General features: G+C 61.3%; 19 protein-coding genes. 7 read left to right on the top strand and 12 right to left on the bottom strand.

Going from position 1 to position 24,509, the window contains the following annotated elements; genetic code table 11:
• Nucleotides 1–7 precede the first annotated feature (7 nt).
• Genes NKJ91_RS01990 through NKJ91_RS01945 form a run of 10 tightly spaced genes read right to left on the bottom strand, consistent with a single transcriptional unit; the run spans nt 8 to nt 7,078 of the window.
• Nucleotides 8–277, bottom strand: coding sequence for an EscS/YscS/HrcS family type III secretion system export apparatus protein (locus NKJ91_RS01990; RefSeq protein WP_352454247.1), 270 nt, complete (start codon nt 275–277; stop codon nt 8–10).
• A 17-nt stretch (nt 278–294) separates the two neighbouring features.
• Nucleotides 295–948 (bottom strand): type III secretion system export apparatus subunit SctR, encoded by a 654-nt coding sequence (sctR, locus tag NKJ91_RS01985; RefSeq protein WP_352454246.1) that lies wholly within the window; start codon nt 946–948, stop codon nt 295–297.
• Nucleotides 941–2,062 carry a type III secretion system cytoplasmic ring protein SctQ gene (gene sctQ, locus NKJ91_RS01980; protein ID WP_352454245.1) on the bottom strand — a complete coding sequence of 374 codons (1,122 nt, stop codon included), beginning with the start codon at nt 2,060–2,062 and terminating at the stop codon, nt 941–943. Before sctQ ends, sctR begins: the two co-directional genes overlap by 8 nt.
• A 20-nt stretch (nt 2,063–2,082) precedes the next feature.
• Nucleotides 2,083–2,565 carry a hypothetical protein gene (locus NKJ91_RS01975; protein WP_352454244.1) on the bottom strand — a complete coding sequence of 161 codons (483 nt, stop codon included), beginning with the start codon at nt 2,563–2,565 and terminating at the stop codon, nt 2,083–2,085.
• Nucleotides 2,552–3,910, bottom strand: a complete 1,359-nt coding sequence (locus NKJ91_RS01970) for a FliI/YscN family ATPase (RefSeq protein WP_352454243.1) — start codon at nt 3,908–3,910, stop codon at nt 2,552–2,554. Before NKJ91_RS01970 ends, NKJ91_RS01975 begins: the two co-directional genes overlap by 14 nt.
• The gene (gene sctL, locus NKJ91_RS01965; RefSeq protein ID WP_352454242.1) at nt 3,907–4,521 is read right to left on the bottom strand and encodes a type III secretion system stator protein SctL; all 615 of its coding nucleotides are present in this window, start codon (nt 4,519–4,521) and stop codon (nt 3,907–3,909) included. The genes NKJ91_RS01970 and sctL overlap by 4 nt, the downstream gene beginning before the upstream one ends.
• 5 nt (nt 4,522–4,526) lie before the next feature.
• Nucleotides 4,527–5,147: a SctK family type III secretion system sorting platform protein gene (locus tag NKJ91_RS01960; protein ID WP_352454241.1), complete on the bottom strand. Its 621-nt coding sequence runs from the start codon at nt 5,145–5,147 to the stop codon at nt 4,527–4,529.
• The gene (gene sctJ, locus NKJ91_RS01955) at nt 5,144–5,971 is read right to left on the bottom strand and encodes a type III secretion system inner membrane ring lipoprotein SctJ (protein WP_352454240.1); all 828 of its coding nucleotides are present in this window, start codon (nt 5,969–5,971) and stop codon (nt 5,144–5,146) included. The genes NKJ91_RS01960 and sctJ overlap by 4 nt, the downstream gene beginning before the upstream one ends.
• A 22-nt stretch (nt 5,972–5,993) precedes the next feature.
• Nucleotides 5,994–6,617 carry a hypothetical protein gene (locus tag NKJ91_RS01950; protein WP_352454239.1) on the bottom strand — a complete coding sequence of 208 codons (624 nt, stop codon included), beginning with the start codon at nt 6,615–6,617 and terminating at the stop codon, nt 5,994–5,996.
• 17 nt (nt 6,618–6,634) lie between these two features.
• Nucleotides 6,635–7,078 (bottom strand): type III secretion protein, encoded by a 444-nt coding sequence (locus NKJ91_RS01945; protein ID WP_352454238.1) that lies wholly within the window; start codon nt 7,076–7,078, stop codon nt 6,635–6,637.
• Nucleotides 7,079–7,514: 436 nt separating this feature from the next.
• Between NKJ91_RS01945 and NKJ91_RS01940 the strand changes: the two genes are divergently transcribed.
• Both NKJ91_RS01940 and NKJ91_RS01935 read left to right on the top strand, forming a co-directional pair.
• Nucleotides 7,515–8,237 (top strand): L,D-transpeptidase, encoded by a 723-nt coding sequence (locus NKJ91_RS01940; protein WP_352454237.1) that lies wholly within the window; start codon nt 7,515–7,517, stop codon nt 8,235–8,237.
• Nucleotides 8,238–8,240: 3 nt separating this feature from the next.
• Nucleotides 8,241–9,206 (top strand): LysR family transcriptional regulator, encoded by a 966-nt coding sequence (locus NKJ91_RS01935; RefSeq protein WP_352454236.1) that lies wholly within the window; start codon nt 8,241–8,243, stop codon nt 9,204–9,206.
• Here NKJ91_RS01935 and NKJ91_RS01930 read toward each other — a convergent pair.
• Together NKJ91_RS01930 and NKJ91_RS01925 are read right to left on the bottom strand one after the other, a co-directional pair.
• The gene (locus tag NKJ91_RS01930) at nt 9,190–19,098 is read right to left on the bottom strand and encodes a LysM peptidoglycan-binding domain-containing protein (RefSeq protein ID WP_352454235.1); all 9,909 of its coding nucleotides are present in this window, start codon (nt 19,096–19,098) and stop codon (nt 9,190–9,192) included. The two genes, NKJ91_RS01935 and NKJ91_RS01930, sit on opposite strands and share 17 nt — an antisense overlap.
• A 76-nt stretch (nt 19,099–19,174) precedes the next feature.
• Entirely contained in the window at nt 19,175–20,050 is an 876-nt protein-coding gene (locus tag NKJ91_RS01925; RefSeq protein ID WP_352449139.1) for a MurR/RpiR family transcriptional regulator, read from the bottom strand.
• Nucleotides 20,051–20,247: 197 nt separating this feature from the next.
• On the opposite strand from NKJ91_RS01925, the gene NKJ91_RS01920 reads away from it, so the two are divergent.
• The 5 genes from NKJ91_RS01920 to sctV all read left to right on the top strand — a co-directional run bounded on the left by NKJ91_RS01920 (nt 20,248) and on the right by sctV (nt 24,504).
• Nucleotides 20,248–20,430, top strand: coding sequence for a hypothetical protein (locus NKJ91_RS01920; protein WP_126092905.1), 183 nt, complete (start codon nt 20,248–20,250; stop codon nt 20,428–20,430).
• 121 nt (nt 20,431–20,551) lie between these two features.
• The gene (locus NKJ91_RS01915; RefSeq protein WP_352454234.1) at nt 20,552–21,571 is read left to right on the top strand and encodes a SctD/MshK family protein; all 1,020 of its coding nucleotides are present in this window, start codon (nt 20,552–20,554) and stop codon (nt 21,569–21,571) included.
• Nucleotides 21,568–22,023: a hypothetical protein gene (locus tag NKJ91_RS01910; RefSeq protein ID WP_352454233.1), complete on the top strand. Its 456-nt coding sequence runs from the start codon at nt 21,568–21,570 to the stop codon at nt 22,021–22,023. The genes NKJ91_RS01915 and NKJ91_RS01910 overlap by 4 nt, the downstream gene beginning before the upstream one ends.
• Nucleotides 21,953–22,339 carry a tetratricopeptide repeat protein gene (locus NKJ91_RS01905; protein WP_352454232.1) on the top strand — a complete coding sequence of 129 codons (387 nt, stop codon included), beginning with the start codon at nt 21,953–21,955 and terminating at the stop codon, nt 22,337–22,339. The genes NKJ91_RS01910 and NKJ91_RS01905 overlap by 71 nt, the downstream gene beginning before the upstream one ends.
• The gene (gene sctV, locus NKJ91_RS01900; RefSeq protein ID WP_352454231.1) at nt 22,336–24,504 is read left to right on the top strand and encodes a type III secretion system export apparatus subunit SctV; all 2,169 of its coding nucleotides are present in this window, start codon (nt 22,336–22,338) and stop codon (nt 24,502–24,504) included. Before NKJ91_RS01905 ends, sctV begins: the two co-directional genes overlap by 4 nt.
• Nucleotides 24,505–24,509: the final 5 nt, after the last annotated feature.

The raw sequence follows: 24,509 nt of genomic DNA, 5'->3' as shown, positions 1-24,509 counted from the left end.
GCGTGCCTCAACGTGTGACGACGGGGAATTCGTCCAGAGCCGTCGATGCCTGCTGCGCGATCTGCTGGCCAAGCACAGGACCTAAGACGATGATGACCAGCAGGATCACGACAAGCTTGATCGTCTGCGGCAGCGACTGGTCCTGAATCTGTGTCAGCGCCTGGGCAAGGCCGACGAGGATGCCGACCGCCAGTGCCGCAATGATCGCTGGGCTGGACGCGAACAGCACCGTCAAAAGCGCGCTTTGGACCTTCGCCAGGATGAAGTCATTGTTCATGCGTACCCGCCATGTCGTCAGCCGTAACTCAGGATCAGGCCATGCATCAGGCGCGACCAGCCATCTATGGCGACGAAAAGGAACAGTTTCAGGGGAATCGAAATAAGGACCGGCGAGACCATGATCATGCCGAGCGTCATCAGGATATTGGCGACAACGATGTCGATGATGAGGAAAGGAAGGTAAAGCAGGAAACCGATCTCGAAGGCTCGGGTAAGCTCGGACGCAACAAAGGCCGGAACAAGGATCGAGAGATCGTCGTCCTTCAGGTTCTGCCGCGCCTGTTCCGGCCAAAGGCGGCTCGTTCCATCGAGAAAAAACTGCCGCTCCTGCGGCTGAGTGAATTTCATAAGGTGTCGCTGCAGTGGTTCCCTGACCAGTTGCGCTGCCCTGGCGAGGTCATCGGTCGTCTGGAACTGAACTTGCCCTTCCTGAAGTCGGCCAGACATCTCGCTCAGCAACGGTGTCGTGACATAGACGGTGAGCACAAGCGCTATGCCGTACAGCACCAGATTGGGTGGCATCTGCTGGACGCCGAGTGCATTGCGGATGAGAAACAGCACGACCGAAATCTTCAGGAACCCCGTCATCGTGACCACCGCCAGAGGCAGCAACCCGACGAAGCCGACGGCGATCAGAATACCAAGGAGATTGGGCGAATTCTCAAGCATTATCGAACATACGAAGGATCCGCACGCCCAGGCTTCCCCCAATCCGCACGATCTCGCCACTGCCAACTCGTTTACCGCTGGCGATGATGTCGACAATCGCCTCCGTTACATCGGCGAGCGGAACGATGGCGCCGGGCGCAAGCTGCCTCACCTCTCCGAGAGGCATTGCCGTGCGGCCGATTTCGAAAACGAGTACAACCGGCAACTCGTCCAGAGTTGACTCTTCCAAGGTCTGGCCAACGGACGGCGGCGAGTTCTGATTCATGGTCCACTCCCAATTGGATCCGGCGACGAGGGTCGGCGCGGCAAGCAATTGCGGCCCGGCGGTAGTCAGGGCGACCGATGCATAAAGGTGCTCGGCAATGATGAGTGCCGCGTTGCGTTCTTCCGCCTCATTCCTGAAAAGCACCACGTCGCCAGCCTGGAGGCTTTTCAGCTCGCCAAGGGTTACTTTGAGTGCGCCACGCCGAAGGCAGATCGGCAAAGGAAATTCGGCCGGGATCGGCGGTCTGGCCTTGGCGATCTCGTCAAAAAGACGGCCGATCCGAACCGCCAGGCTGACGTCACTCGTGTTCAAGACGCAGTCAATCGTCTCCTGGCTGTCGGTCAGGACAAAAGCCAACGGGGTCTCGCCCGAAACCGAAACTGCTTCTGTTTGTGTGACCGGGGTGAGCGCGATACTGTCGCCCAGCTTGGCCTCAATCCATTCGAGATCCTCTTCAAACGCGGATTCCAGCAGCAGTGCGGCGTGGGCGGGGGCCAGCCGCTTCATGTCGACCAGTTCGTCTGCCCTGGCGAAGCCTCTTTCGACCACGGAAAGCGGCAGGCGCAATTTGCCCATCGTGTCTCCGACGGAGAACGCAATGGTGTACCACCGCTGGTCCGCAGGGTTCGGCGCCGGCCAGACGGCGGCAATCGGCACCGTCCTGCCCGCGATCGTGATTTCCGCGTGCGCGCGCCGGCGGTAGAAGGCGTTCAATGCCTCAACGTCGACAGACGCAACAGAGTTCAGCACCAGCCGCTCGCCAACGCTCGACCGTGAGGCCTTGCGTTTTGCCGACTTTACCTGCGCTCTCGTTTTTCCCGACGCAAAGGCTTGGGGCATCACATCCATATTCACGATCACAAAATGGGCTATGTGGGCAGGCGCGTTGGACCGCGCTCTTCCTCCTCGGAAAGCTCGGCAAGCGCCAGGCAACGTCGTGCGGTGCGGTTGATCAGATGCTCCAATACCCCGTCCAGCTTCGTCAGAGCTTTCATGGCCTCACGATGATCATTGCGAGCTGCCGACAGTTCCGCTTGCCGTTGCTGCTCGGCGACGCCGGCCATCTTCTCGTTTTCACGCAATTGCTCGGTTTTTCTGGCGGCGATTTCAAACCGGCCCTGTAGCTGGTGAAGGCTGGCAGCTTTTATCCGATGCCCAATAAGCGAGCCGAACGCTGCATCTTCGGCATCGACCGTGCGCTGCAGGTGCTCCGTGACCGCACTGGCCGCCTGCCGACCCTCCCTCGCGGCCCGGTCCAAAGCGGCGTGCCGTTTGATCACCTCTTCCCTTGCACGGTCCTCACGGCGGCGTCTGAGCTCGCGTAATCGAGTGATCATCTCACGATCTTTCACCGACGATCTCCCGCATGAGTTGGCGTGTCCTCTCCAGGCTCTCATGAGTGGCGGACGCCTGACGCAGAAAGGCGTTGATGACATCGATCTTCGCCACTGCCTCGTCCGCCACGGGATCGCTGCCTTTTTCGTATTCACCGACGCGCAGGAGAAGCTCGATGTCAGCGTAGCGGGCAAGCAGTTCACGCAGGTGGCCGGCGTCGGACCGATGTTCCGGCGCCACAACCGCATCCATGAGGCGGCTTCGGCTGCGCAGGACATCAATGGCCGGGAAATGGTTGCGCTGCGCAAGCTCGCTCGACAAGAAGACGTGGCCATCAAGGAGGGCCTGAACTTCCTCGGCGACAGGGTCCAGCGTACCGTCGCCTTCAAGAAGAACGCTGTAGAGGCTGGTGATGGATCCGACGCGACCCGTGCCTGACCGCTCGAGCAGACGGGGCAAGACCGCAAACAGCGAAGACGGAAAGCCGCGACGCGTCGGCGGCTCGCCCGCGGCCAGGCCAATCTCTCGGTGCGCACGGGCAAACCGGGTTAGGTTGTCCATTGCAAGCAACACATGTTTGCCCTGGTCGCGAAAATATTCGGCAATGCTGGTCGCCACATAGGCAGCCTTGACACGCTCAATGGCGGGACGGTCGGAGGTCGCAACAACGACAATGGCCCTCGCCCTGCCCTCGGGCCCGAGCTGTTGTTCGAGGAATTCGCGTACCTCACGTCCGCGCTCTCCAACAAGGGCGACCACCGCGACATCGGCATCGGTGCCGCTGACGATATCGGAAAGCAGGATCGACTTTCCCACGCCCGGTTCGCCAAAGATTCCGACGCGCTGGCCGCGCGCGCAGGTGAGCAGCGCATCGAGCGCGCGTATTCCGAGTTGGATCGGCTGGGAAATCAAGCCGCGCTCCAGCGGAGATGGCGGATAGGCATTGACCGGATAGCTGCCGGTGATGCCGTCCGGCGAAAGCGGCTTGCCGTCCAATGGCTCGCCAAGCGCGCTGATCACGCGACCAAGAAGGCTGGGGCCGACGGGCACCTGCTGGTCTTTTCCGGTCGCCACGACCTCAGTCAGGTTTGAAAGACCGGCCAAATCGCCCAGCGGAACAAGGATCGCCATTTCGTCCATGAGGCCGACGACTTCCGCCTTGGTCACCCTTCCGGTCCTAGGGTCGACGAGTTCGCATATCTCGCCGATACGGGCCTCCTCCACAGTCGCATGAATGACGGTGCCGGCGACACGCCGTACACGCCCCTTCCTGGGCCGGCCGGTATCGTCGCGCAGGCCCGAACGCAAATTCGGAATGATGGAGGCCAGACGGCTTTCGATATCAGCGGCGGGCGCGGTCATCGGACCTCCGTCTTCGGCGCAATCGCGGCAGCTATGGCTTTGAGCTGCGCGTCGATGCTCGCGTCGACGACGGCAAAGTCGGTCGAAACGATGCAGGCGTCCGGAGCCAGCGCGTCATCCGCGTCGATCTCAACCGTCATCGCCAGATCACTCTCGCGCAAGACTGCGTCCAGCTCATCACGAACCCTTTCGATGGACGCGGAATGAACTCGGACTTTCAGGTACTTGGCGCGGCGGATTTCAGTCACCGCCTGTCTTGCGGCTTTGGCGACAAGCGCGCCGACGTCGAATTCTCCCAGAATTCGCCTGGCGATATCGATGGCAAGGCCAACGACTTCGGATTCCAGCCCACCAAAATAGCGATCCACCTTGACCGCCGTCTCGCTGACTAGCCGCGTGGCCTCGGCATCGCCTTGCGTCTTGCCGTCGTCATAGCCCTGCGCATATTCGGCCGCATAGGCTCGCCGAGCGGCGTCGCGCAACTGCTGCGCATCACGCCTTGCTTCATCGAGAAACGCATGCCCATCCTGCAGAGCGCGTACCTCGGCGGCCCGCAGGATCCGAGCGTAGGGACGCCTCAGAGCTTCCGACGCTTTGCCCGATTCGATCATCTCGTCTAGCTCATCGCTCGTCGAACAATCGCGGGGCCGACCTCGGCAAATTGTTCGGCTGACGGCTGGTGGATGAGCTCTTGCGGCACCAGCTTGAGACGCACCCGCATGCTCGTATCGCCCGGCATGATCTGACACCAGGCGCCAAGGCAGCTCAGGCCGTCGCCGTAGACGCGACCGGAAATGTCCTCCAGCGGCCCCAATCGCTCAATCGGGCCGGCCAGATCGCGGTTGGCGAGGGCGAAAGCGCACAGATCAGCCCCAAGCGCCGCCTGCAATGCGGCCGCTTCGCGCCCAACAATGACAGCGGCCAGACTCCCAGCCCAGTAGATCGCGCCCGAGCGAAGTACAAGTTCCTCCAGCTCTTCGCCAGACGACAAGGCGATCGCTCGATCCACCTCATCGGCCGGCTCTTCGACCACTGGAGAGAGCCTATGCCGATCGAGCAGAAGCTTCGACAGTCGCTCCTGCAAGCGTTGCGAGCGCAGCATGCGCTCGCAGGCAGCCTCGCCGATCGCGCCGTCAAAGCACTCCGCGAGCCAAGCCGCATCCACATAGGACGCGGGTTTGGAGATGAATGCCTGCCATTCCGGGCTGGCAGTTTGCTCCGAGCCGGGCTGGGTCATGTTTTCTTCACCGGCATTGCGGCAGCATCGAGCGCGTAGACGCCGGGCCGTCGATACCACTGCATGTAGGCCAACCGACCAGCCAGCACGAATATGGCCGCCGCCATGCCATAAAACAGTGACATCGCGGCGGCGACGCTGTCTGGATGCAGCCACAGGCCGAGGAAGGTGGTGAGACCGGCCTCGCCGGTTTCCTGGTTGGGAGCCGTCGCTGCAACCGGAATGAGGGTGACCGAAACGTTGTCATAGGTCAGTCCGGCGATGCCCTTGGCCACCAGCATCTTGACCTGCGGGATGAGCTCATTCATCGGAACGGATGCGCGATGCCGGATGAACACGGAGGCAGACGACGGTAGCAGTTGCTGCCTCAGTGGATCGTTTTCGGGCAGGACGAGATGAACGCGAGCCGAAAGCACGCCGTCGATGTCCGAGATCGTCTGCGACAGCTCCTGGCTCAAGCCGTAGATCATCGTTGCCCGCTCTTCCACCGGCGAGGATACAAGCCCATCCCGCTTGAACACCTCGCCGAGCGTCTGGAATTCCTGTTTGGGCAAGCCGCTCTCGTCGAGAATTGCCATAGCTTCGGCGAAGCGGCCCTTCTGTACCGAAACCGTCATCTTGCCGTCCTTGCCTGCCTCGCGTTGGGCTGGAATCCCGTGACGCATGAGCGTGGCCACGATCTCGTTGGCCTGCCGCTGGTTGAGGTTGCTATACAACTCCACCGAACACCCCTGGAGCACAAGCATACCCATGACAACGAGCGCAACGCGAAACCTGGCGCCGCATCGATCCAATCGCGTTAAACGCCGCAGCGAGGTTGGCATGGGCGCGAACACTCCGCGGCGCTTACTGTTGCTTGATCAGCGTGCTGGTGGACGACGTGACAGCCGTCACGCTGCTCGTAACCACCTCGAGATTGGCGGCCGCCCACATCACCGAAATCGATCGTTCCAGGAGTTGCTCTGCATTCTTGGCTCGGGAGTCTTCGCCTTCCTTGCCGGACAGAGCCATCTTGTCGGCGCGATCCTGCGCGGCGGCCGTTTCAGCACTTTCGGGGGCGTTAGCCTGGCCAAGAGCCTTCTGTACCTGCTGCATGGTTCCTTCCAGCGACTTGACGGCAGAACCGAAAAGGGCCGATGGATCCGTGAACACCCTACCTGCAGCCTTCTCCGTCTCGGCCATGTAGTCGAAGAGTTTGTGCTCGAGGATTGGCTCGGTCTTCTCCGGCTTGAAAGCCTGGCCGCCTATTGCCGGATTGGCGCCGGGCGTCTGCGCCACCTGCTGACCTGCCCGCGTGGCGACATCACTGCGCTCAGGTGTATTGACCTTCGCGTGCTTTTCTTGCTTGGCGCCCACCATTCGGTTGCCGGGCTGGGCTGACGCGCCGACGGTGATTTGCTGCTGCGAACTTATGCTGGTGGTTAAGTTTGCAAGCGTAGCCTCTAGGGCTCCGATCGGTGCGATTTGCAAGAATCTGCCCTCCTGTCCTAGTTCGGTTTGACGGAGGGGACAATCTGCGCCTCCGCCTGCTTTCCGCGGAAAACGCGAACCGACACAGCTTTGCCGGTCTCCTGCTTGGCGCTCGGCGTGGCAGGCACCCCGAGGGTTTTCCTGACGAGCTCGATGTAGGATGGCGGACCCGATACCGAGATGACATCGTCTTGCTTGGAGACCTTTATTGGAAACCGCGGGTCACTGACGCCCAGCCGTGAAAGCCTGTCTTCCGCGCCAGCAGCCATATTGGCATCAAGCGGAATCATTTCCGTCTGGACTTCGGCTTCGGTCGCGACGTTCATGACGATGCCGTCGAAATGCCAGATCAATCCGTATCGATTGCATATCTCTTCGAGGAACTCGCGGGCTGTTTCAACCGGCATGCCGGCGCTCAGGCGCCCCTTTACCAGCTTGCTGACACGCATCGGCACCCGCATGTTGCGGCCGAGCTCAACCAGCGCGTCTGTCACCGACTGATCGATCGTGATGTATTTGTAAGGGCCAGGGGGCCAGCGCGGTTCGGCAGCAAACGCAGGCTGGGAGCCAAAGCCGAGCGCCAGGACGACGGCAAGCCGGCAGGCCACAAGGGCAGCTCTGCCTCGAGATAACCGATCAGCATGGTTGATACTGGGTCCCGTCACATTGGTCCTATCGAAAGCGACCCACGAGTAATGCCCCGCCTCGCTTGCTTCATAGCTTGTCCGCCGATGTCATTCTATCGTGGACACTCGAAAATGGGAAGTCCAATTGGATTGCATATCGACGACCTGTGCCAAATGTTGCGAAGGAACCGCAAGACGATACAGTGCGGCGTAGGAATCGGTTACCACCGGGTTCGGGGTCATTGGTTCAATGTGGAAAGGAGTGGTCTCGGTGACGGCAACCAACAGCCTGCTCGCGAAGTTGGACGTGCCCGCAGGCGTTGCTCGAGGCAAGAGGTTTGCGGCAACGCGTCTCATCGAGGCATTGAGTGCATCGGTTCTGGTCGCGGTGGCGTCGATTGCCGCAATCGCGTCGGCGCAGGCCCAATCGAACAGCGGTTATGACCCTAGAAGTTGGACATACGATCGGGGAAGAAATGTACTGGTCTCGCCTAGCGCTTCCGGCCTGACGGCGGGCGGAGAATTCACGCCCGAGGAGTCAGAGATTCCTAGGCAGGTCGTGACATTCAGCGAGGCTCAGCCGAAGGGGTCGATTGTGATCAACACCACGGAGCGGCGTCTCTATTACATGCTGGGGGGCGGCAAAGCGCTACGATACGCGGTGGGGGTCGGCAAGGAGGGGCTGGAGTGGTCCGGTCGCGACACGATTTCGAAAAAGAAGGACTGGCCAGATTGGCGGCCACCGGCCGAAATGCGATCCAGAGAAGCATCAAAAGGCCGTATCTTGCCTGCGCACGTGGCCGGAGGCCCGAACAACCCTTTGGGCGCACGGGCACTGTATATCGGAAACACGCTTTATCGCGTCCACGGCACCAATCAGCCGTGGACCGTCGGACAAGCCAACTCCTCTGGTTGCATTCGCATGACCAATGAAGACGTCATTGACCTGTATGACCGCGTAAAGGTCGGCGCTCAGATTATTGTCCGGCATTGAATTGTGATCCCTTTCAACATCAAGCAGCTCGAAACCTTTCTACTGGTGGCGACTTTCGGAAGCTTTCGAAAGGCTGCCGAACGCCTGAACACCACGCAGCCCGCAGTATCCAACCGAATTGCCGGGCTGGAAGAAGCGCTAGGTGCCAAGCTGTTCGAGCGGCAGAGCGGCAATGTCAGGCTGACAGCCCAGGGACAACGGCTTCTGCCGTCTGCTCAACGGGTCGTGCGGGTAGCGGAACGGCTGCAACTGACGGCCAGCTCGCTTTCGGAGACGGCAGGGGTGCTTAGGCTCGGGGTTGCCGAAACGATCGTTCACACCTGGCTACCGGATTTCCTCCGGGAGCTGCAAGCAAACTATCCGCTTGTCGATACCGATATCGTCGTTGATGCGACGACCACCCTTCGCAACGAACTCATGTCGCACCGACTCGATCTTGCGGTGCTGATGGGCCCAATTCTGGAACACAGCATCGAGAACATCGAGATGCCGTCCTTTCCCCTCGTGTGGGTCTGCTCGCCGCACCTGAAACTGCCTCCGCGGCGCAAGCTGACGCTGACTGATCTGATGCAATTCCCAATCATCAGCTATGCGCGGACCACCAGACCCTACAGCGAACTTTACCGCAAGCTGACCGGCGAACTGGAAGAGACGCCGCGTATCTTTCCCGCTAATTCGCTGGCCGCTTCCATCAAAATGACACTCAATGGTATCGGCATCGCCTCTCTCCCTGAGGAAGTCGTCCAGGACTATACCGCAAGCGGTAAACTGCGCATTGTCGACTGCGAATGGCATCCGTCAGATCTGCAGTTTACCGCCTCCTACTCCTCCGAACCGTCCAATCCGGCAGCTGAGCGGGCGGCAAAACTCGCCGCCAGTGTCGCAAACGCGTATGCCGCGAGAACCGACAAGGCGCAGGAGTCAATGGACGATAGGCTCGGCCCGCGGTTTCTCAGCCGATCGAGGTGATCGGCAGATAGACGCGGTCGCCTGAGAAGATCACGTCCGGTCTCAGAATATGATCCATGTTGAGCACAACCGTGTCCGCCACATCCGCAGAATGGGTCTTGGCTATCAGGCGAATGCTGTCGCCATCCCTGACCTCGACCCACTGATAACCGTCTTTCTCCAGCGTTGGGTTCGTGCGGCCCTCAGGATTGCTGCTGCCCTCGGCATGAGCCTCGACATAGTCGCCGGAAACCCAGCCGCTATGCATTTCGCCATCCGGTCCGAAACCTTCGACAGGTATCCAGGTCTCCCCTGACGGATCGGTCGATGGCTTCGCGGTCTGTTCGACGAATGTGCCGGGTTGCAGAACCGTTCCCACGGTCGACTCCCCGTCAGGCTGGATCCGCAAATTCAGGCCGTCATCGGCGACCACGACAAGTTGCGGGAAATCCTCCCCCGGGATCTGCGGCCCACCTGGACCATCCGAAGGATCATCGGGTTGCTGGGACGAGGCATCGCCATCCGGTTTTTTCGGATCGGGTGGAGGGGGCGTCTTCGCGCCCTCCCAAGGTTCCCCGAGCAGGGCGTCCAGCGAAAAGAGAAGCATTCCAACGCCGAAGGTGATGCCGAGAGTCCACCGATCCCATGCAGCCCATCTCTTGTCGGACTTTTCCGCCGCCGCGATATCGGCATCGGTTCGCGGCACTGAACGGCGATTCATCCGGTCCGTCCTTATGGCCGAAGCCCAGAATTCCGCGCAGCCGAAGGTGAACATGGTGCCGGCGACTGTGGCGATCGGCGCCGGCCAGGAGTGCAGCGTGTAGACGGCGCAGCCAAGCACATAGCCCGGTCCAGCCAGATATTCGGCCAGGTTTCGGATCACCGGCCTGCCGGTGAACGACTGCAGCATCGATTTCGTGCCGTAGACGACGTTGCCGAGCGTGAACGTGCTGTTGACGATAAGATCCTTGCCCTGGATCATCCCGGTCGCGGCACCTGGCGCTGCGGCAATGAATGTGGCTCCGCCGAGCGCGTTGAGGAATCGCCCGAACGGCTTGTGATTTGCGGTTGCGTTGGGGAAGAGCGCCTGCGCGCCGAAAACGATGCCTCGCACGCCAAATGCCACCGATCCGGCGGTGGCGGTCCAGGTTGGCGGCAACGAACTCCACAACATGTAGGAGGTGGTCGACATGCCGCCAAAGGTGGCGAGCGCCTGAGCGTTTTCCGGCATCCTGGCATGGCTGAGGGCCAGATCGACGCTGGTGGCCTGATCCGGCGTCATCGCCCTTTTATGGGTCGCCCGATAGGTCGTCAGTTGCAGCACGGAAAACGCGTTCGTTTGCTCCGTCGACATCCAGGCAAACTGCTTAGGCGTGAACTTGCGCAACTGGCCGGGGCTTAACTCGCCAAGCTGCTTCGGTGTGAGAGCCGCTATCTGTTGCTTCGTCAGCGCCTCGATCTGATGAATGGTCAGAGCGCCAAGCTGCTCCCGCGTAAGCGCCGAGATGTGGTCCGGCGACAGCTTTGCCGTTGCCACGGGATCGCGTGCTGCGACGAGATCAGGGTTCAACGCCGCGAACTGGGTCGCATCGAGATGGCCGAATTGGGCAGGTCTCATGGCGGCGACGTGTTCCGACGTAAGGGCATTGCGCTGCTCATCGCTGAGCTTGGTGATCTGGTCGGGCGTCAGCTTGCGCACTTGCTCGACGGTCAAGGCAGCGAGCTGCTGGGGTGAAAAGGCAGCGACCTGATCCGGTCGCAGGCCGCTGATACGCCCAGGGGCAACGGCCTGAAATCTGCTTGGCCTGACCGCCTGGAGCTGTTCGGCACTAAGCGCCCGCAACTGCTTCGGCCGAAGCGCCGCAAGTTGATCAAACGTCAGCTGCCCGATCTGCTCGGGGCTCAGTGCAGCAACCTGCTCAGGCGCCAGCTTGGCGATGTGCTCCGGCTTGATGGCGTGCAATTGCGTGCCGGTCAGTTCGGAAATCTGATCGGCTGAAAGCGCCCTGACCTCCGGCCCCGTCGGCGCCCGCACCGGTTCTGCATATCCTGGTTCCGCGGCGACAGGCCGATTGCCTTCCTCCGGTTGCCCAAGGCTCCCCGGCGCATGGCCGTCGGAAGCACCGCGAGTCCAGGGCAGGACAACGGCTTCGCCCGTATTGGGGTCGTACACCAGTATGTGCGTCTTGTCCGCCACCTCCGGCGCATCGGCCGGCGCGCGCGGTCCGTCGGAAGGCGGCACATACACCTGTTCCGGACTCCTCGGTTCGGTGCCCAGCATTGCTGCGACGATCACCTCGCCGTTCTTGTCCTGGAGACGCAAGGTTCGACCCGGAGCGACCTCGTTTGATGTCGCCTGAGGTTGCGGTGTTGCCGTGGCTGGCTTGTTGTGTCCAAAAATGTTGCCGACAATTCCCGCATCGTCGAGCGCCCGCTGCAATTCCGCAGAAGGCGGGGCATCGAGGAAAACCCAGCGCGGTTGGTAGCCCGGGTTTTCATTTCGCAGCGCCACATCCTTGTTGATCTGCTCCTGCAATTTCGACGTGAGCGGTACTTCGCGCATCTGGGCAACGCCGTTGATCGTCGTCCAGCGATGGTAGGTCTTGACCTCAATCGCCTCGATCTCGTCCTGGCTCTTGAACACCGGCGCATCCACGTATCGCCCACCTTCGCCAAGGACGGGGTGAACACCCGTGGGATCGGCAGCGACTGGGAAATGGGCTTCGCCGGTCGAACCATTGAGTTCGCGCGTGTAGATCTCGCCGGCTTTCCACTTTTCAGGCTGCCGCATGTTGCGGACCTGTTGAAGCGAGTAGGTGGTTGGCGGGGCAGCTTCGATCGCCTTCCTGGCTGGCGTTGCCTCCGGAGGCACGGCTTCTCCCTCCGGCTGTCCCGGACTGCCCGGCACATGGTCGTCGGAAGCACCACGTATCCAGGGTAGAACATAGGGCTCTCCGGTTTCCCGATCCCGGAACAGAATATGTGACTTGTGCATCAACTCCGGTTCGTCGCCCCGTGCTGTCGGAGCATCAGCCGGCGGCACATACACATTCTCCGGACTCTTTGGCAGCGGTCCGTAACGGGTTGCCGTCACGGACTGCCCGTTCTCGTCCCTTATCTGGATCGGTCCGCTTCGGCGGCTGCCCACCTGCGAGGAGAGGAACGTCAGCACGCCGTCGGCAACGTTCGGGCGCATGAAGCCGCCATCGACGATCGACGGGCCGAATTCCGTCCGGAATTGCTCTATCGCCGCGCGCTGGTCGGGTCTCGCCTTCTTTTCCAGTTGACCGAGGAACTGCTCCAGGGAGGCCTTGCCACCCTTCGGAATGGCTGTCGCCGCGCCGTCACGCGAGGTTTCTAAGGCATGAGCAAGCCAGGCCGGGACCGTCAGCGTTTCATTCTGTCCATCGGCTCGATCGAAGGTCAGCGTCGCTGTTTCATCCTTGGCGATTGAAGGAGCGACCTTGGCAGCCTTGGACTTGTACTGGATTCTCACTTCAGCACTGAAAGCCACCGCCCCGGCAGGCAGAGGAGGTGTCGACAGTGAAAGCGTATAGCGTGTCGCCGGCGTGCCGTGCGAACCGTACAGGTTCTGATAGATGTTGCCGGCGCTCGGCATATAACGGGGCTGCGGCGTCCCGTCGGGACTGAAGCGCGCCGGCAGCCATGACTGTACCGTCGATTTCACCTTGTAGGCCGCTGAAGTTACCGTCCGGTCGGGATTGAAACCCAGCACACCGGGAAGCCTGTTGCGGTCGTTGAAGATGATGTCGACCAGCATCGCCTCGGGATTGACGACGCGTGCCTTCTCACCGGTCAGCAAAACGATGTCTGCCGTGGGCGCCTTGCCCGGTACCGCTGAAAGCCGCAATCCGCTTAGCGTCGGTTCATCAACAAAAGAAACTGTGTTCGACGGATCAATCTGACCAGACTTGACGAGGTCACGGATCGACCGGATGCCATCACCCTGTCCGATCGCTGCAATGAGTTCGGACGCCTTCGTCGGATCCTTGACCGCGAACTGGATCTTCAGGCTTGTCGAGCCGAGAGCGGACTGGATCTGGTCGTAGGTCTGCTTCGACACGATGTCACCCGGCTGGAGCGTGTCCTTGACGGGCACTTCCGGGCGCTTCTCGAAGCCGACGCGCGGCATCTGGTCGACCGCCCCGACATGATTGGCCACGATCGGCAGCCGCAGTCCGACCTTTGTTTCGGTCATGACACGGTCGAAGGGAAGCGCGCCTTCCAGCTTGACGTGACCAGCGCTGTTTTCCGCCGGCACGCCAAGGAAATCGTGCTGGCCGGGGGCGAGCGTGACCTCCTCGCCCTTGAGCGAAGGCGTATAGGTCATCTCGATCACGGTGCCTTCGCCGTCTGGCGTCATGCCGACGATGGCAGCATCCAGCGGCTTGGCGTTGTAGCCAGTCGCATCGCTGAATAGCGCCTTGGTTGCCGCCGCCGAAAGATCGCTGCTGCGAACCGGGAAAGCCGTCTGATTGGACACCGGCCAGACACCGGCCTGAAGGCCGGTGATGTTCCTGTATTCCCGTGCCCGGTAGGATACGACGCCTTGAGTGCCGAGCGCATCCGTGAATGGTGTCAGGCTGCGCTGGCTGATGCTGTCGACGACCGACCACCCGATCATGCCGACATCGGTCTTTGTCCCAATACCGAAGCCGACGGCCGCCACCGTCGGCGAGCCGATGTCGAAGGCCTGGCCCGTATTCAAGCGCGTCCGGAATGTGACGCCGATGCGGAAGTCGGGCAGTATGTCGCGGAGCGGCGTGCGCGGTATCTGAACGCCATCCGGGCCGTAGCGCTCGGCCAACTCGCGGTTCAAATAATAGCTCTTTTCTGCCTCGTATCGCGCTACAAGCTGCTCGACGCTCAGCCCGTCAAGATAGGCTGAGGGAGTCTTGGCATCCTTGCCACTGGTGTAGATGTGCCCGCTTGTGTCGGGTTCCGGCATGCCGGTGAAGCTGCGCGTCTCCGGATCCCAGACGAGGCGGCGCATCGTGTCGTCTTTTCCTGCCGGCTTGTTCGGCACAATGATGGGATCGCTATCAGCGGGATGCCCTGAATTGCGCCCGGTCGATCCATGCGGATCGCGGCCCGGCAGCATCGTCGGACGGTCACCGCTGGCATCGCTGGTCTTGATCACTTCTCCGGGTATCACAGGATGGTTGGGATCCTGGAAGACCCGCTCCCCCGTCGGCCTGTAAACGCCGTCGGCGCCAATTTCATAGACATTCATCGGACGTCCGGAGGGGCCGGGTTCCAGCGCCGGAGGCGACTGCCGTGGTCCTCTGCCGTCGGACCATGGCGGCGGCTGGTGCGGTCCGCCGCTGCCCGGTGGCTGGTTGGCGCCGGGACCATTGGCGCTTGCCTGCGTGCCCGTTCCAGGTCGCAGTGTCCGCAGACCGTGAATGCCGAGGCCCGTGCCGGCAATGCCGGTGCCAAGGCCCGTAAGCGCGTTGGCAAGCTGAAGACCGTTCATCTGGTCTCCGTTGACGGCGAGATCGTAGGCCGATGTCGCCAGCAAAGGTGCACCGACAATCACGGAGCCGACATCCGCTCCCCACGCCAGCTTATTCAGGCCGGCAGTCGACTGCATGTAGGTTCGGGTTTCGAGCGCCAGGGCCGAGCTGGACCGTGTTGCGCCTATGCTGCCACGGAAGGCCTGCAGGGCCGTCATTTCCTTTCCCGCCAATCCGGCGGCCGTCATTTCCCTTCCTGCTAATCCAATGGTGCGCAGACCGCTGGAAGCCATCGGCAGAACCGTGGTTGCCACGCTGGCGACATTCATCAGCGACTCGGTATCGTCCCACTCGCCGCCATGTTCCAGATGGTTGACCTGATTTATGACCGCTCGGGTGCCGAGATAGGCAGCGCCCGTATAGGCCAAGGGTGCTGCAATCGGCGCGGCCGGCGTGAACGACAGAATGGTGGCTATACCCGTCCCGATGCCAACCAGCGGATCGACGACCTTGTCCCAAGCAGAAACATTGCGCGACTTGACGACTTCCAGTTCGATCCTGCCGTCATCGCCGGCCTTCATCTCCAGACCCTTGGGGACGACGAGCTTGCCATCTTCGCCGAACTGGTTGTTGTTGTCCTGGAAATCTCCGAGGTCGTCGAACTTTTTGCCGGTCACATCGACATAGCGAGTGTTGCCGTCTCCGTCACGCACAGCAAACAGCGCGACCTGCTGTGTCCCGACCTCGTCGTCAACATAGAAAATCGGCACGCTGCGCACATAAGGATTGTCGCCGCCGATATCGCGGATCTCTTCCGTCACATTCTCGATCGCCTCGCGACCTTCCTCGGTCGAACGATCTATGCCGAGCGTTTTGGCGACCGTCTCCTCAAGGGCCGTGCCGCGCTGTTCACGGAACTCGTTGTCGTAGCCGCTGTCGAGCAGCTGCTGGAACTTCGGCTGATAGATGCCGTCAAGCGTCTGCTGCTCATGCTCGTCTAGATAGGTCTTATCCACCGTGCTGTTGCGGTCAACCAGCAACGAGGGATCGGTGGACCGAAGCTCATGATAGTCGCTGAAGCCTTGCACCAGCCCGCGCAGCTCCTCGGCCTGCGTTATCTGAAGCCTTGTCGCGTCCAGCTTGAGTTTGGCGACCGCTAGTTCGGGATCAACCCAGCGTCCACTGGCATCGTCATCTTTTGTATCCAGGTCGATCCAGACTGCCTTCCCGCTCTGGGTCAACGCATCGATCCCTATCTCGTTGTATGTCTGGGCAACCTCCGGCGCCACCTTGATTGTCTGTCCGCCGACATTGATCTCGACAGGCTGCACGCCATTGGGCAGGGTGCCTTCAGGAGCATCGACTGTTCCTGGCCCGTGCTCCGTCAACGCATTGTTGAAGTTGGTCTGCAGCGTTGACAGCTCGGAGTTCAGGTCTTCAATGCTGTCGCCGAGCTGCCGATCCAGGACATCGCTGAGATTCTGCGCCGCCTGCGCCTCGCTGGCCCTCACCGCTTCCAGGCCATTTGCCGTGCACACCGGCCCGGTGGCACTGCTGCCGCCCAAAAGCTGCTGCCAGTCCTTGTTGAGTTGCCGATCGCGGTACTCATCCCTGACGTTCGTTTCGCTCAGATTGTAGGTGAGCTGCTGCTCGGTCGTGCCCTCTTCGAACTGGTTGACCACCCACAGCTGGCCGTCGCGGACCTCAAGTTTTTGCGATTGGAAGAGACCCAGATAATCGCCACTGACCCTTTGATGTTTCTTTCCCTGTTCGAACAGAAACTGGTGCTCGCTATTATATTCGGCGAGCAGTCTCTGCTCGAGGTCCGTCTGCTGCGCACCCACTTGCGTGGCATCGGCATGGGCGTTGAAGTAGCTTTGATAGGCTTCCGCCAATTCGAGTTGATTGCCTGCTGTCGTCTGCAGCGCCTTGAGGTCCTGATATTCCTTCGAGTCGGTCGGAATGCCGTCAAGCTCGGCTTGCCCCACCAGGAAGTCGATGGTGAGCTTGTCGCCCTTGCTCAGATGCAGGCCGACTTCGGAGAACAGCTGATCGACAGCCGCATGATCCGCGAGACCTTGCGCGTACTGCGTTTGCCGATTGGGACCTGGCTGCCCTTGCGCGGATGCAACGTCTGCATTGGGATCAATCAGCGGCGTAAGTTCGCTCTGCTGGGTGATGGCGTCGGCGAGAATGCGCCCAGCAGTCTCATATTCGCCACGGGCATCCTGCGCGTTTTGCAGCAAGGTGTTGGCCTTGGTAAGCCGCTCCTGCGCATCGGCAAGCGTGCCTTCCGGTTTCTGCGGGGTCCATTGCAGACCATGGGGTGCCAACGCCTCGTTTATAACTGTCTGCGCCCCATCAACAGCATCCTTGCAGGCGGAGTCGAGCATATAGACATTGAACTGTTCCTGCCGCTGACCGGCCAGAGCTCGCGTCTCTGTAATTTGGGACAGCGCGATGTTCTCAGCAATGATGGCCTGGGCCACCTCGGGATCGACCCAGGTCCAGACGCCATCGATCTTCATCGGCGTCCACTTTCCGCCGGAGGGTGCATTACCCTGCGGCGGATCGCCGAATGGATCGACAACCCTGTTCTCACCGTCCAGCTCGGGCGTGGCGACGGTACCTAGACCATATCTCTCGATCAGGTCCTGTTTGTTTTGTCCGGCTTCTTCTGCCGCGTCGATGAGACTGGGCAAGGCTTCACCCGCCAGCAGCCCTTCGACGAAGGTCTTTACGACCTCGCCCTCTTTTGCCTCCGTGGCATCACTGCTGTTGGGGTTCACCGCCAACAGCGTCCTGGCCAACGCCTCCTGCGTACTTCCTGCTTCGATCTTCAGGTCGGTCCCGGTGGTGTTGTTGTGCAGCGTCATGCTGCCATCAGGGCTCGTGGTCAGCGTATAACCGTTGAAGGTGACTTCCACGGTCGTGCGGGTACCGTTTTCGATGGTAACCTTTTCGCCCGGGTGAATGATGTCGGGGTCACGAGGGGAATTGAAGAGCTCGGGGTTCGTTCTCCTCAGATCGTCCAGCGACACGCCATATTGCTGCGCTATCAGGGTCAGGTTGTCGCCTGGCTTGACCTCGTACTCGACGGGCTCGCCGCCATTGATCTCCTCGGTAGTCGTTGTCGTCACCCGACCGTCCTTGTCGGTGACGATCGTGGTTTCAGTTCCGGCCTTCGGATCGACCATTGTGGTTGTGGTCTCGCCCGTTTCGGTGTTGCGAACACTGTTGCGCGTCCTGCCGTTCCCGTCCTCCGACACCGTCGTTTCCTTGCCGTCAGACGTCGTCACGACGGTGCGCTCATCATGCTGGTAGTCGTGATAGTAGACGGTCTTGTCGCCGGTGTGCGGATCGACGACTTCAACCGACTGCACGTCACCATTGTCGCTCGTCGGTTCGCGCGTCGTGACCTGATAGCCGGCGGCCTGCAGCTCGGCGATCACCTGCTCGTTGGTCAGACCCCTTTCCTGCGCGATTTGCTCGATGCTCTTGCCGTCCGCGAGATCATCCTTGATGCCCTGGGTGGTTGCCCCGCCCGGATCCTGAGATGCAGCGAGGACGGTCTTGCGACCATCTGGACCGTTGACGGTGGTGACCGGCAAGGCCGGCCCGTTCCCGGGTGTAACGGTTTCCACCGAAGCGCCGTTCGGCAAGGTGGTCCGCTCGGTGACGGTTCCGGTGCGCAGATCGTCTTCGTAACGCGTCGTGATGGCACCGGTGTCGGGACTATAGCTGCTGGTTTCCTTGCGCCCGAGCCCATCCCGGATCGGCGTAGTGGTTGCCGTGCCGTTGGGTTGCTCCACGCTCGTGTAGTAGCTGTCGTGCTGGTAGTCGTAATATTGCGTGATGGTGCGGCCGCTGGCATCCGTGATCTTCGTCGTCAGCACGTCGCCATTGCCGCTCGGGTCAGCGGTCGAAACGGTCATCCCGCCGGACCTGAGCGCGGCGATAACCTGTTCGCGCGTCACGCCCCGGGCAGATGCGATCTGGTCGATGCTTTTGCCGCCGGTAACGTCGCTGACAATGTTGCGCGCAGCCGTCGCTTCCGCGCCGTTGTCTTCGGGCGTGCTGCCATCCAGTTTCACCGGTGTCGCGGCCAGCGCGAGATCGGTCTGCGTGTAGAGAGCCGGCGTCACCGTCCTGCCATTGACGGATGTGCCGTTGCTGGCGTTGACGACGTTGACACTCGGCGCTGCCGAAGCCGCAACCGGCGGCGACTGGAGCGAATCCAGTTGCGTGCTCACATGGGCCAGTTCCTGGCGGGCCTGTGCCGCCCAATCACGCTCGCCCATCCTGTTGGCAAGCCTGATCTGCTCCCGCAGCTTGGCAGCCTGGGCCTCCAGCCGCGCTATCTGCGCGGCGTTTGCCTTGGCATTGACCTTTTGCGGCTGGACCGGCGGCTTGGTGGGCGTTATCGGGCGAACCATGAGGACGATCTCCGGAAATCAACGTTGCCGGCAGCCTGGCTGCCGTCACGCCCGCCCGATCGCAACCTTTCGGATGTTATCGAGGGGGCTTCCAATAAATGCCGAAAGCAGCAAGCTGCTCTTCCGACTGTTTTACCCGTTCTGCGGCGTTTGTTTCAGACTGCGCTGCCGCCAGCGCCGCCAGAATCTCGACGGCGGCGAACGCCGGCGCCATGCTTCGGAAGAACGACTGCGAATTTGACGTAACGATAATTGTTTCCCGCGCGATCTGTGTCAGCGGCGACACGCTGCTGTCGGTGATCGCCACCACGCCGATGCCCTGCCGAGCCGACTGGCGCGCAACGTCGATCGTCGTGCGCTCGTAGGGCGATAGGCCCACCGCAAGAAGTACCGCGCCGCGTCCCGCGTGCTGGAGGGCATCCAGGCCCGGTCCGGCCATCTCGCCGACAAGCGTCACCTTGCAGTCGGTGCCAGCCAGCAAGGACATGATGTGAACGAAGTGGCTCGCGACCGGATAGGCGGCGCGCGAGCCGACAGCGAACAGATCGCGTGAACGGGCGAGCAGACCGGCTGCCGCGATGAACTGCATGGCGTTGCCGTATTCGCCAAGGCTTGAGATCTGGGCGGCGAGCGTGTCGGCAACGACGCCGGCAGTCGAATATCCCGGATCGCCATGCTGTCCGATACCCTGTCGCGCCGGCTCGCCCGCGATGGTCTCGCGCAGCGCGCGCGCATAAAGGCTGCGCATATCTTCGTAGCCTTCAAGGCCAATCCATCGCGCCAGCCGCATCATCGTGCTGTGCGAAACGCCGGCCTGGTGCGCCTGCTCGCGCATCGACATCAGTGCGACATCCTTGGGATGATCCAGCACGAAACGTGCGGCGACCCGCAACTGCGGTGGCATAGTCTCGAACCGTTCGACCAAAAGCTCGGCCAAAGGACCTTTTTCCATTCTGAAACCCCATTCACCCACCTGCCAAGGTACTCCTTGAACACAGGCGACGCAACAGTTGGAACCGAAGTGTCTCAAATATTCCAACTGGACTTTCATTTTCGGCCATGCTGCCTTAAGCTGCCTTCGCAACCCTCCGGACTGCAGCGATGTGAGTCCGGAGTTTGCAACTTGGATAGTCCCTCAAGGAGACAATGATGGCTGCTACCCCTCCCATTACCTCCGGCTCTGCAGGGTCGCCGGAACAGAACCTGGACAAGATGATCAAGCACCAGGAGCGCATGTTTGGCCTGGAGATCACGAAAGAGATCGCGAAATCCCAGCATGACATGCTGATGAGCACCGCCAGGACGCTCGGCCAGTCGGCTGAAAAGGCCTAAGGCGGCGGATTCCCGAACCATGCGCCGCCGCAAGCACCCGGCGGCGTACCTGCACGGCGCAATTTTCAGCGCCGTCATCAGGCTGCGTTGGAAATGGTCATTCGGCGGGAGATGAAGTGGCATGACCGCTCGTCCTATCAGCAAATATCTGGAAGCAGCAGTGCCGGCGCGCCGACTTCGATCGATCATCGCCCCCTCCCCGGATACCGGTCATTCCATAGCGCTGAGCGTGACCCACGGATTTCACGCCGGCGCCGAAGTCAGTCTGGTCGAGCCGCAATATACGATCGGCTCCAGTACTGAGTCGGACATTGTCCTGCGGGATGCCGGCATCGCACCGATTCATGCAAGGCTGCGGCGCAAGGGCGCCCAAGTTGAAATCGAAGCGGTCGGCGGCGATGTCATGCTGGCCACGAGCGAGACCATCCGTGAGGGACATGGCAGCCGCTGCAGGCTGCCGCTCACCATAAGCTTAGGCGAAGCGCGGGTCCGGCTGATCAGCCTGCGCAGCGCATCCAATCGCTGGTCTTTTGGGTCTTTTGCCAATCGCCCGCTGCTGGTCGCGAGCAGCGTTCTCTGTGCGGTCCTGGCAGTTTCCGTCGCCGCGAACGGGTTCTCTTTCGCCAAGCAAGAGATTGGCGCAAAGGCGTCCTCTTCCTCTCAAGACGAGCAACCAATCAGAGTGGCTTTGGCCGGCCAGGCAGGGGAAAAAGTCCTGGACGATTCATCGCCAGCACAAATCCAGACTGCCGCAGAAGTGGAAAGGCAGCTCAAGCTGCGCCTCGAGCAATCCGGCATAAGCACATTAACGGTTCTGGAATCAAATGGACGCCTCGTGGTCTCGGGTATGATCCCGAATGAAAAGAGTGATGTCTGGGCACAAACGCAATCCTGGTTCGATCAGTCGTTCGGCGCTCACCTTCCCCTCATGTCCAACGTCATGGTTGGCAATGCGCCGCAGGCGCCGCGGCTGAGGCTGCAGGCGATCTGGTACGGCGAGCGGCCCTACGTCATCGCAACCGACGGCGCGCGCTATCACGAAGGTGCATTCACCGACGACGGCTGGGCCGTCAAACACATCGGCGAAACCGAACTTCTCCTGACCAAGGGCGGCGCCACGGTCGCGCTGAAATATCCGTGAACCGCCGGCTTGAAGCGGCACGATTCGACACGGCACGGATTGACACGGCGGGCCGCGAGGGGCGGCAGGCGGAAGGTGTGCGGGGCCAGGCCATCAGCCGGCGACGGACAAACGGGGTCGGCAAAAAAGCAGCCAACGGTGCTCAGGGGGCGAAATCAGCCGCCGGTGCAGAAAGGCCGGAAACGGCGGAATTCCAGGCTTCTCAAGGTGCGGCCGGCGAGTCGCTCGACGAGATACTCGCCAATTTCGTCATGCCCAATATTCCCGAACCAGCCATCCTGCGTCGCTCCGTGCCTATTCTCCAGTATCTTGTAACGCACCTGGTCCCAAGCCTGGAGGGCGGGGAGCAACTCAAGACGCTGGCCAAAACGCTGATGGAGGATGAAATCGAGCGTCATCGCGATCTGCTTGGTCGCATGCAGGAAGGATCGAACTCTGACCGAGCCGCGTGACACCGTGCATCTTTTGCATGTCCTGGGCTATCTCTACGGGTGTCACGGGCAGGCAAAGCGGGGCGCGGCCTACCTGCTTATTGCTGCACAGCTCTCGCCGGGAAATGCCGGCGTCCTCAGAACGTTGGCCCACCTTCTCATACTCGATGGCGAGGCGGAAAAGGCGCTTGCCACGATTGCCAGGCTGGAGACCTTGGAAGGAATGGATCACCCGGTGCTTACATTGCTGAAGAGCCGCGCCTTGCTCGTGGCCGGGCGCAAGACGGAGGCGCGCAGTGCCTTGCTTAACTTCCTGTCGCAACGAGGCATCCGATGACCGTCTCGGAACGCCTGATGCAATTCCTTGCCAGGCTGTCACGCCGCAGTGATCTGGTCATTGCCATTCTGATGCTCGTCGCGGTGGTAATGATGCTCATTCCATTGCCGACGTTTCTCGTCGACAGTCTCATCACTGCAAACATCGCCATCAGCGTGCTTATTCTGCTGGCCTCATTCTACGTCTCTCATCCGCTGCAGTTTTCGTCACTGCCGTCAGTCATCCTCATCGCCACTTTGTTCCGGCTGGCGATCACGATCACGACCACGCGACTCATCCTGCTCCAGGCCGACGCAGGCGAGATCATTACCGCCTTCGGCACCTTTGTCGTTGGCGGCAGCATTGCCGTGGGCCTCGTCATCTTCCTGATCATCACCGTTGCGCAGTTCATCGTTGTTGCGCGGGGTGCCGAACGCGTCGCCGAGGTGGCCGCGCGCTTCGCGCTCGATGCGCTGCCGGGCAAGCAGATGAGCATCGATGCCGAGCTGCGCAACGGCGACATCGACCAGGCGGAGGCACGCCATCTGCGCCGGCAGCTGGAGCGCGAGAGCCAGCTGTTTGGCGCAATGGACGGCGCCATGAAATTCGTCAAGGGAGACGTGATTGCAGGCATTGTGATCATTTTGGTCAACTTGATAGGTGGTTTCGCAGTCGGCACGCTGCAGCACGACATGTCGCTCGGCGACGCGGCTGCGACCTACACGTTGCTCACCGTGGGTGATGGCCTGGTGGCGCAGATACCCGCATTGCTCGTCGCTGTGGCCGCCGGCACAATGGTGACGCGCGTCGGCAGCGCGGACGGAACGGGCGATCTTGGCCAGCAAATAACCAGCCAACTGCTCCGCGACTCCCGCGCGCTCGCACTCGCAGCCGTGATCATGGTCGGCCTTGCCATGGTGCCAGGCTTCCCCTCCATCACCTTCCTGGTCCTTGGTGGCTGCTGCGGCGCCGGCGCCTATGCAATCAATCGCCGCTCCGCCCAGGAGTCCGAGCCTCAAGACATCGGCCATACCGCCTCGCCTGCACAGCGCGGGAATTCCGCGTCGCTTTCGGCAATCTCCACCGCAACACTGTCTCCATCCTACCGCGTCCTCGTGCGCTTCGGAACCGAGCTCGCACACTTAGTCCCGGAGCCCGAATTTGCCGCGCTCGCCGACGGCGTGCGCCGTGAACTCTTCGGTGATCTCGGTGTCGACGTTCCGGCCATCGGCATGCAGGTCGACGAGATGCTTTCGCAACGAAGCGTCCGCGTCGATCTGGAAGGTGCGCCCATCCTGGATGCTGAGATTCCTGCCAACCGTGTTCTTGTCGAAGCGGACACGACGCATCTCGATCTGCTCGAAATACCTTACGAAAAAGGTTCTCCGATTGCCGGTCTGCGTAAATTCGTATGGGCCGATGACAGCTACCTGTCAGCACTGAAGGGAGCCGGGTTCGTCTTCTCAACGCCGTTGCAAATAGCGACCAAATGGACCGGCCATGCACTTCGTCTTTATGCCGGCCATTTCGTCGGGATTCAGGAGACACGCAGGCTGCTCTCGGACATGGAACCGGATTATGCGGATCTGGTCAGGGAGGCGCAGGAGACCGTGCCGCTCCAGAAGATCGCGGAAGTGCTCCGCCGGCTCGTCGGGGAAAACGTCCCGATCCGCAATCTGCGCCTTATCCTCGAGGCACTCATCGAATGGGGCCAACGCGAACAGGACGTCGTCTTGCTGACGGAACATGTCCGCACATCCTTGAAGCGCCAGATCAGCTTCCGCTTCGCCGGCCGCAACAACATCATCGCGGCCTATGTGCTGCAGCGGTCGGCCGAAGACATCCTGCGAAACGCGGTGCAAAGCACATCGACCGGCACCTTCCTGAATCTGTCGGACGATGATGCGCAGGCATTGGTCACCGAAATCGAGCGAGCCCGATCGCAGAACGCCACCGATGTTTCACCGGTCGTCCTCGCCGCGATGGATGTGCGCCGTCACATGCGCAGCCTGCTCGCACACAATGGCATCGAGCTTCCGGTCCTATCCTTCCAGGAACTGGCACACGAATTCAACGTCCAGCCGCTGGCCACGATCGCCGGCCGCTCCGGCAAAGCCGGCGCGCGCGTCGTCTCCCATTCGCTCCCGTCGGCTCAGGCGAATGCCGCGCAGGAGGCGCCCTCCTGACGCCA

Source organism: Mesorhizobium sp. M0040, from assembly GCF_040323505.1.
Classification (GTDB): domain Bacteria; phylum Pseudomonadota; class Alphaproteobacteria; order Rhizobiales; family Rhizobiaceae; genus Mesorhizobium.
The sequence above is the reverse complement of the archived record's forward strand: the minus strand, read 5'-3'. Positions and strand labels throughout refer to the sequence as shown.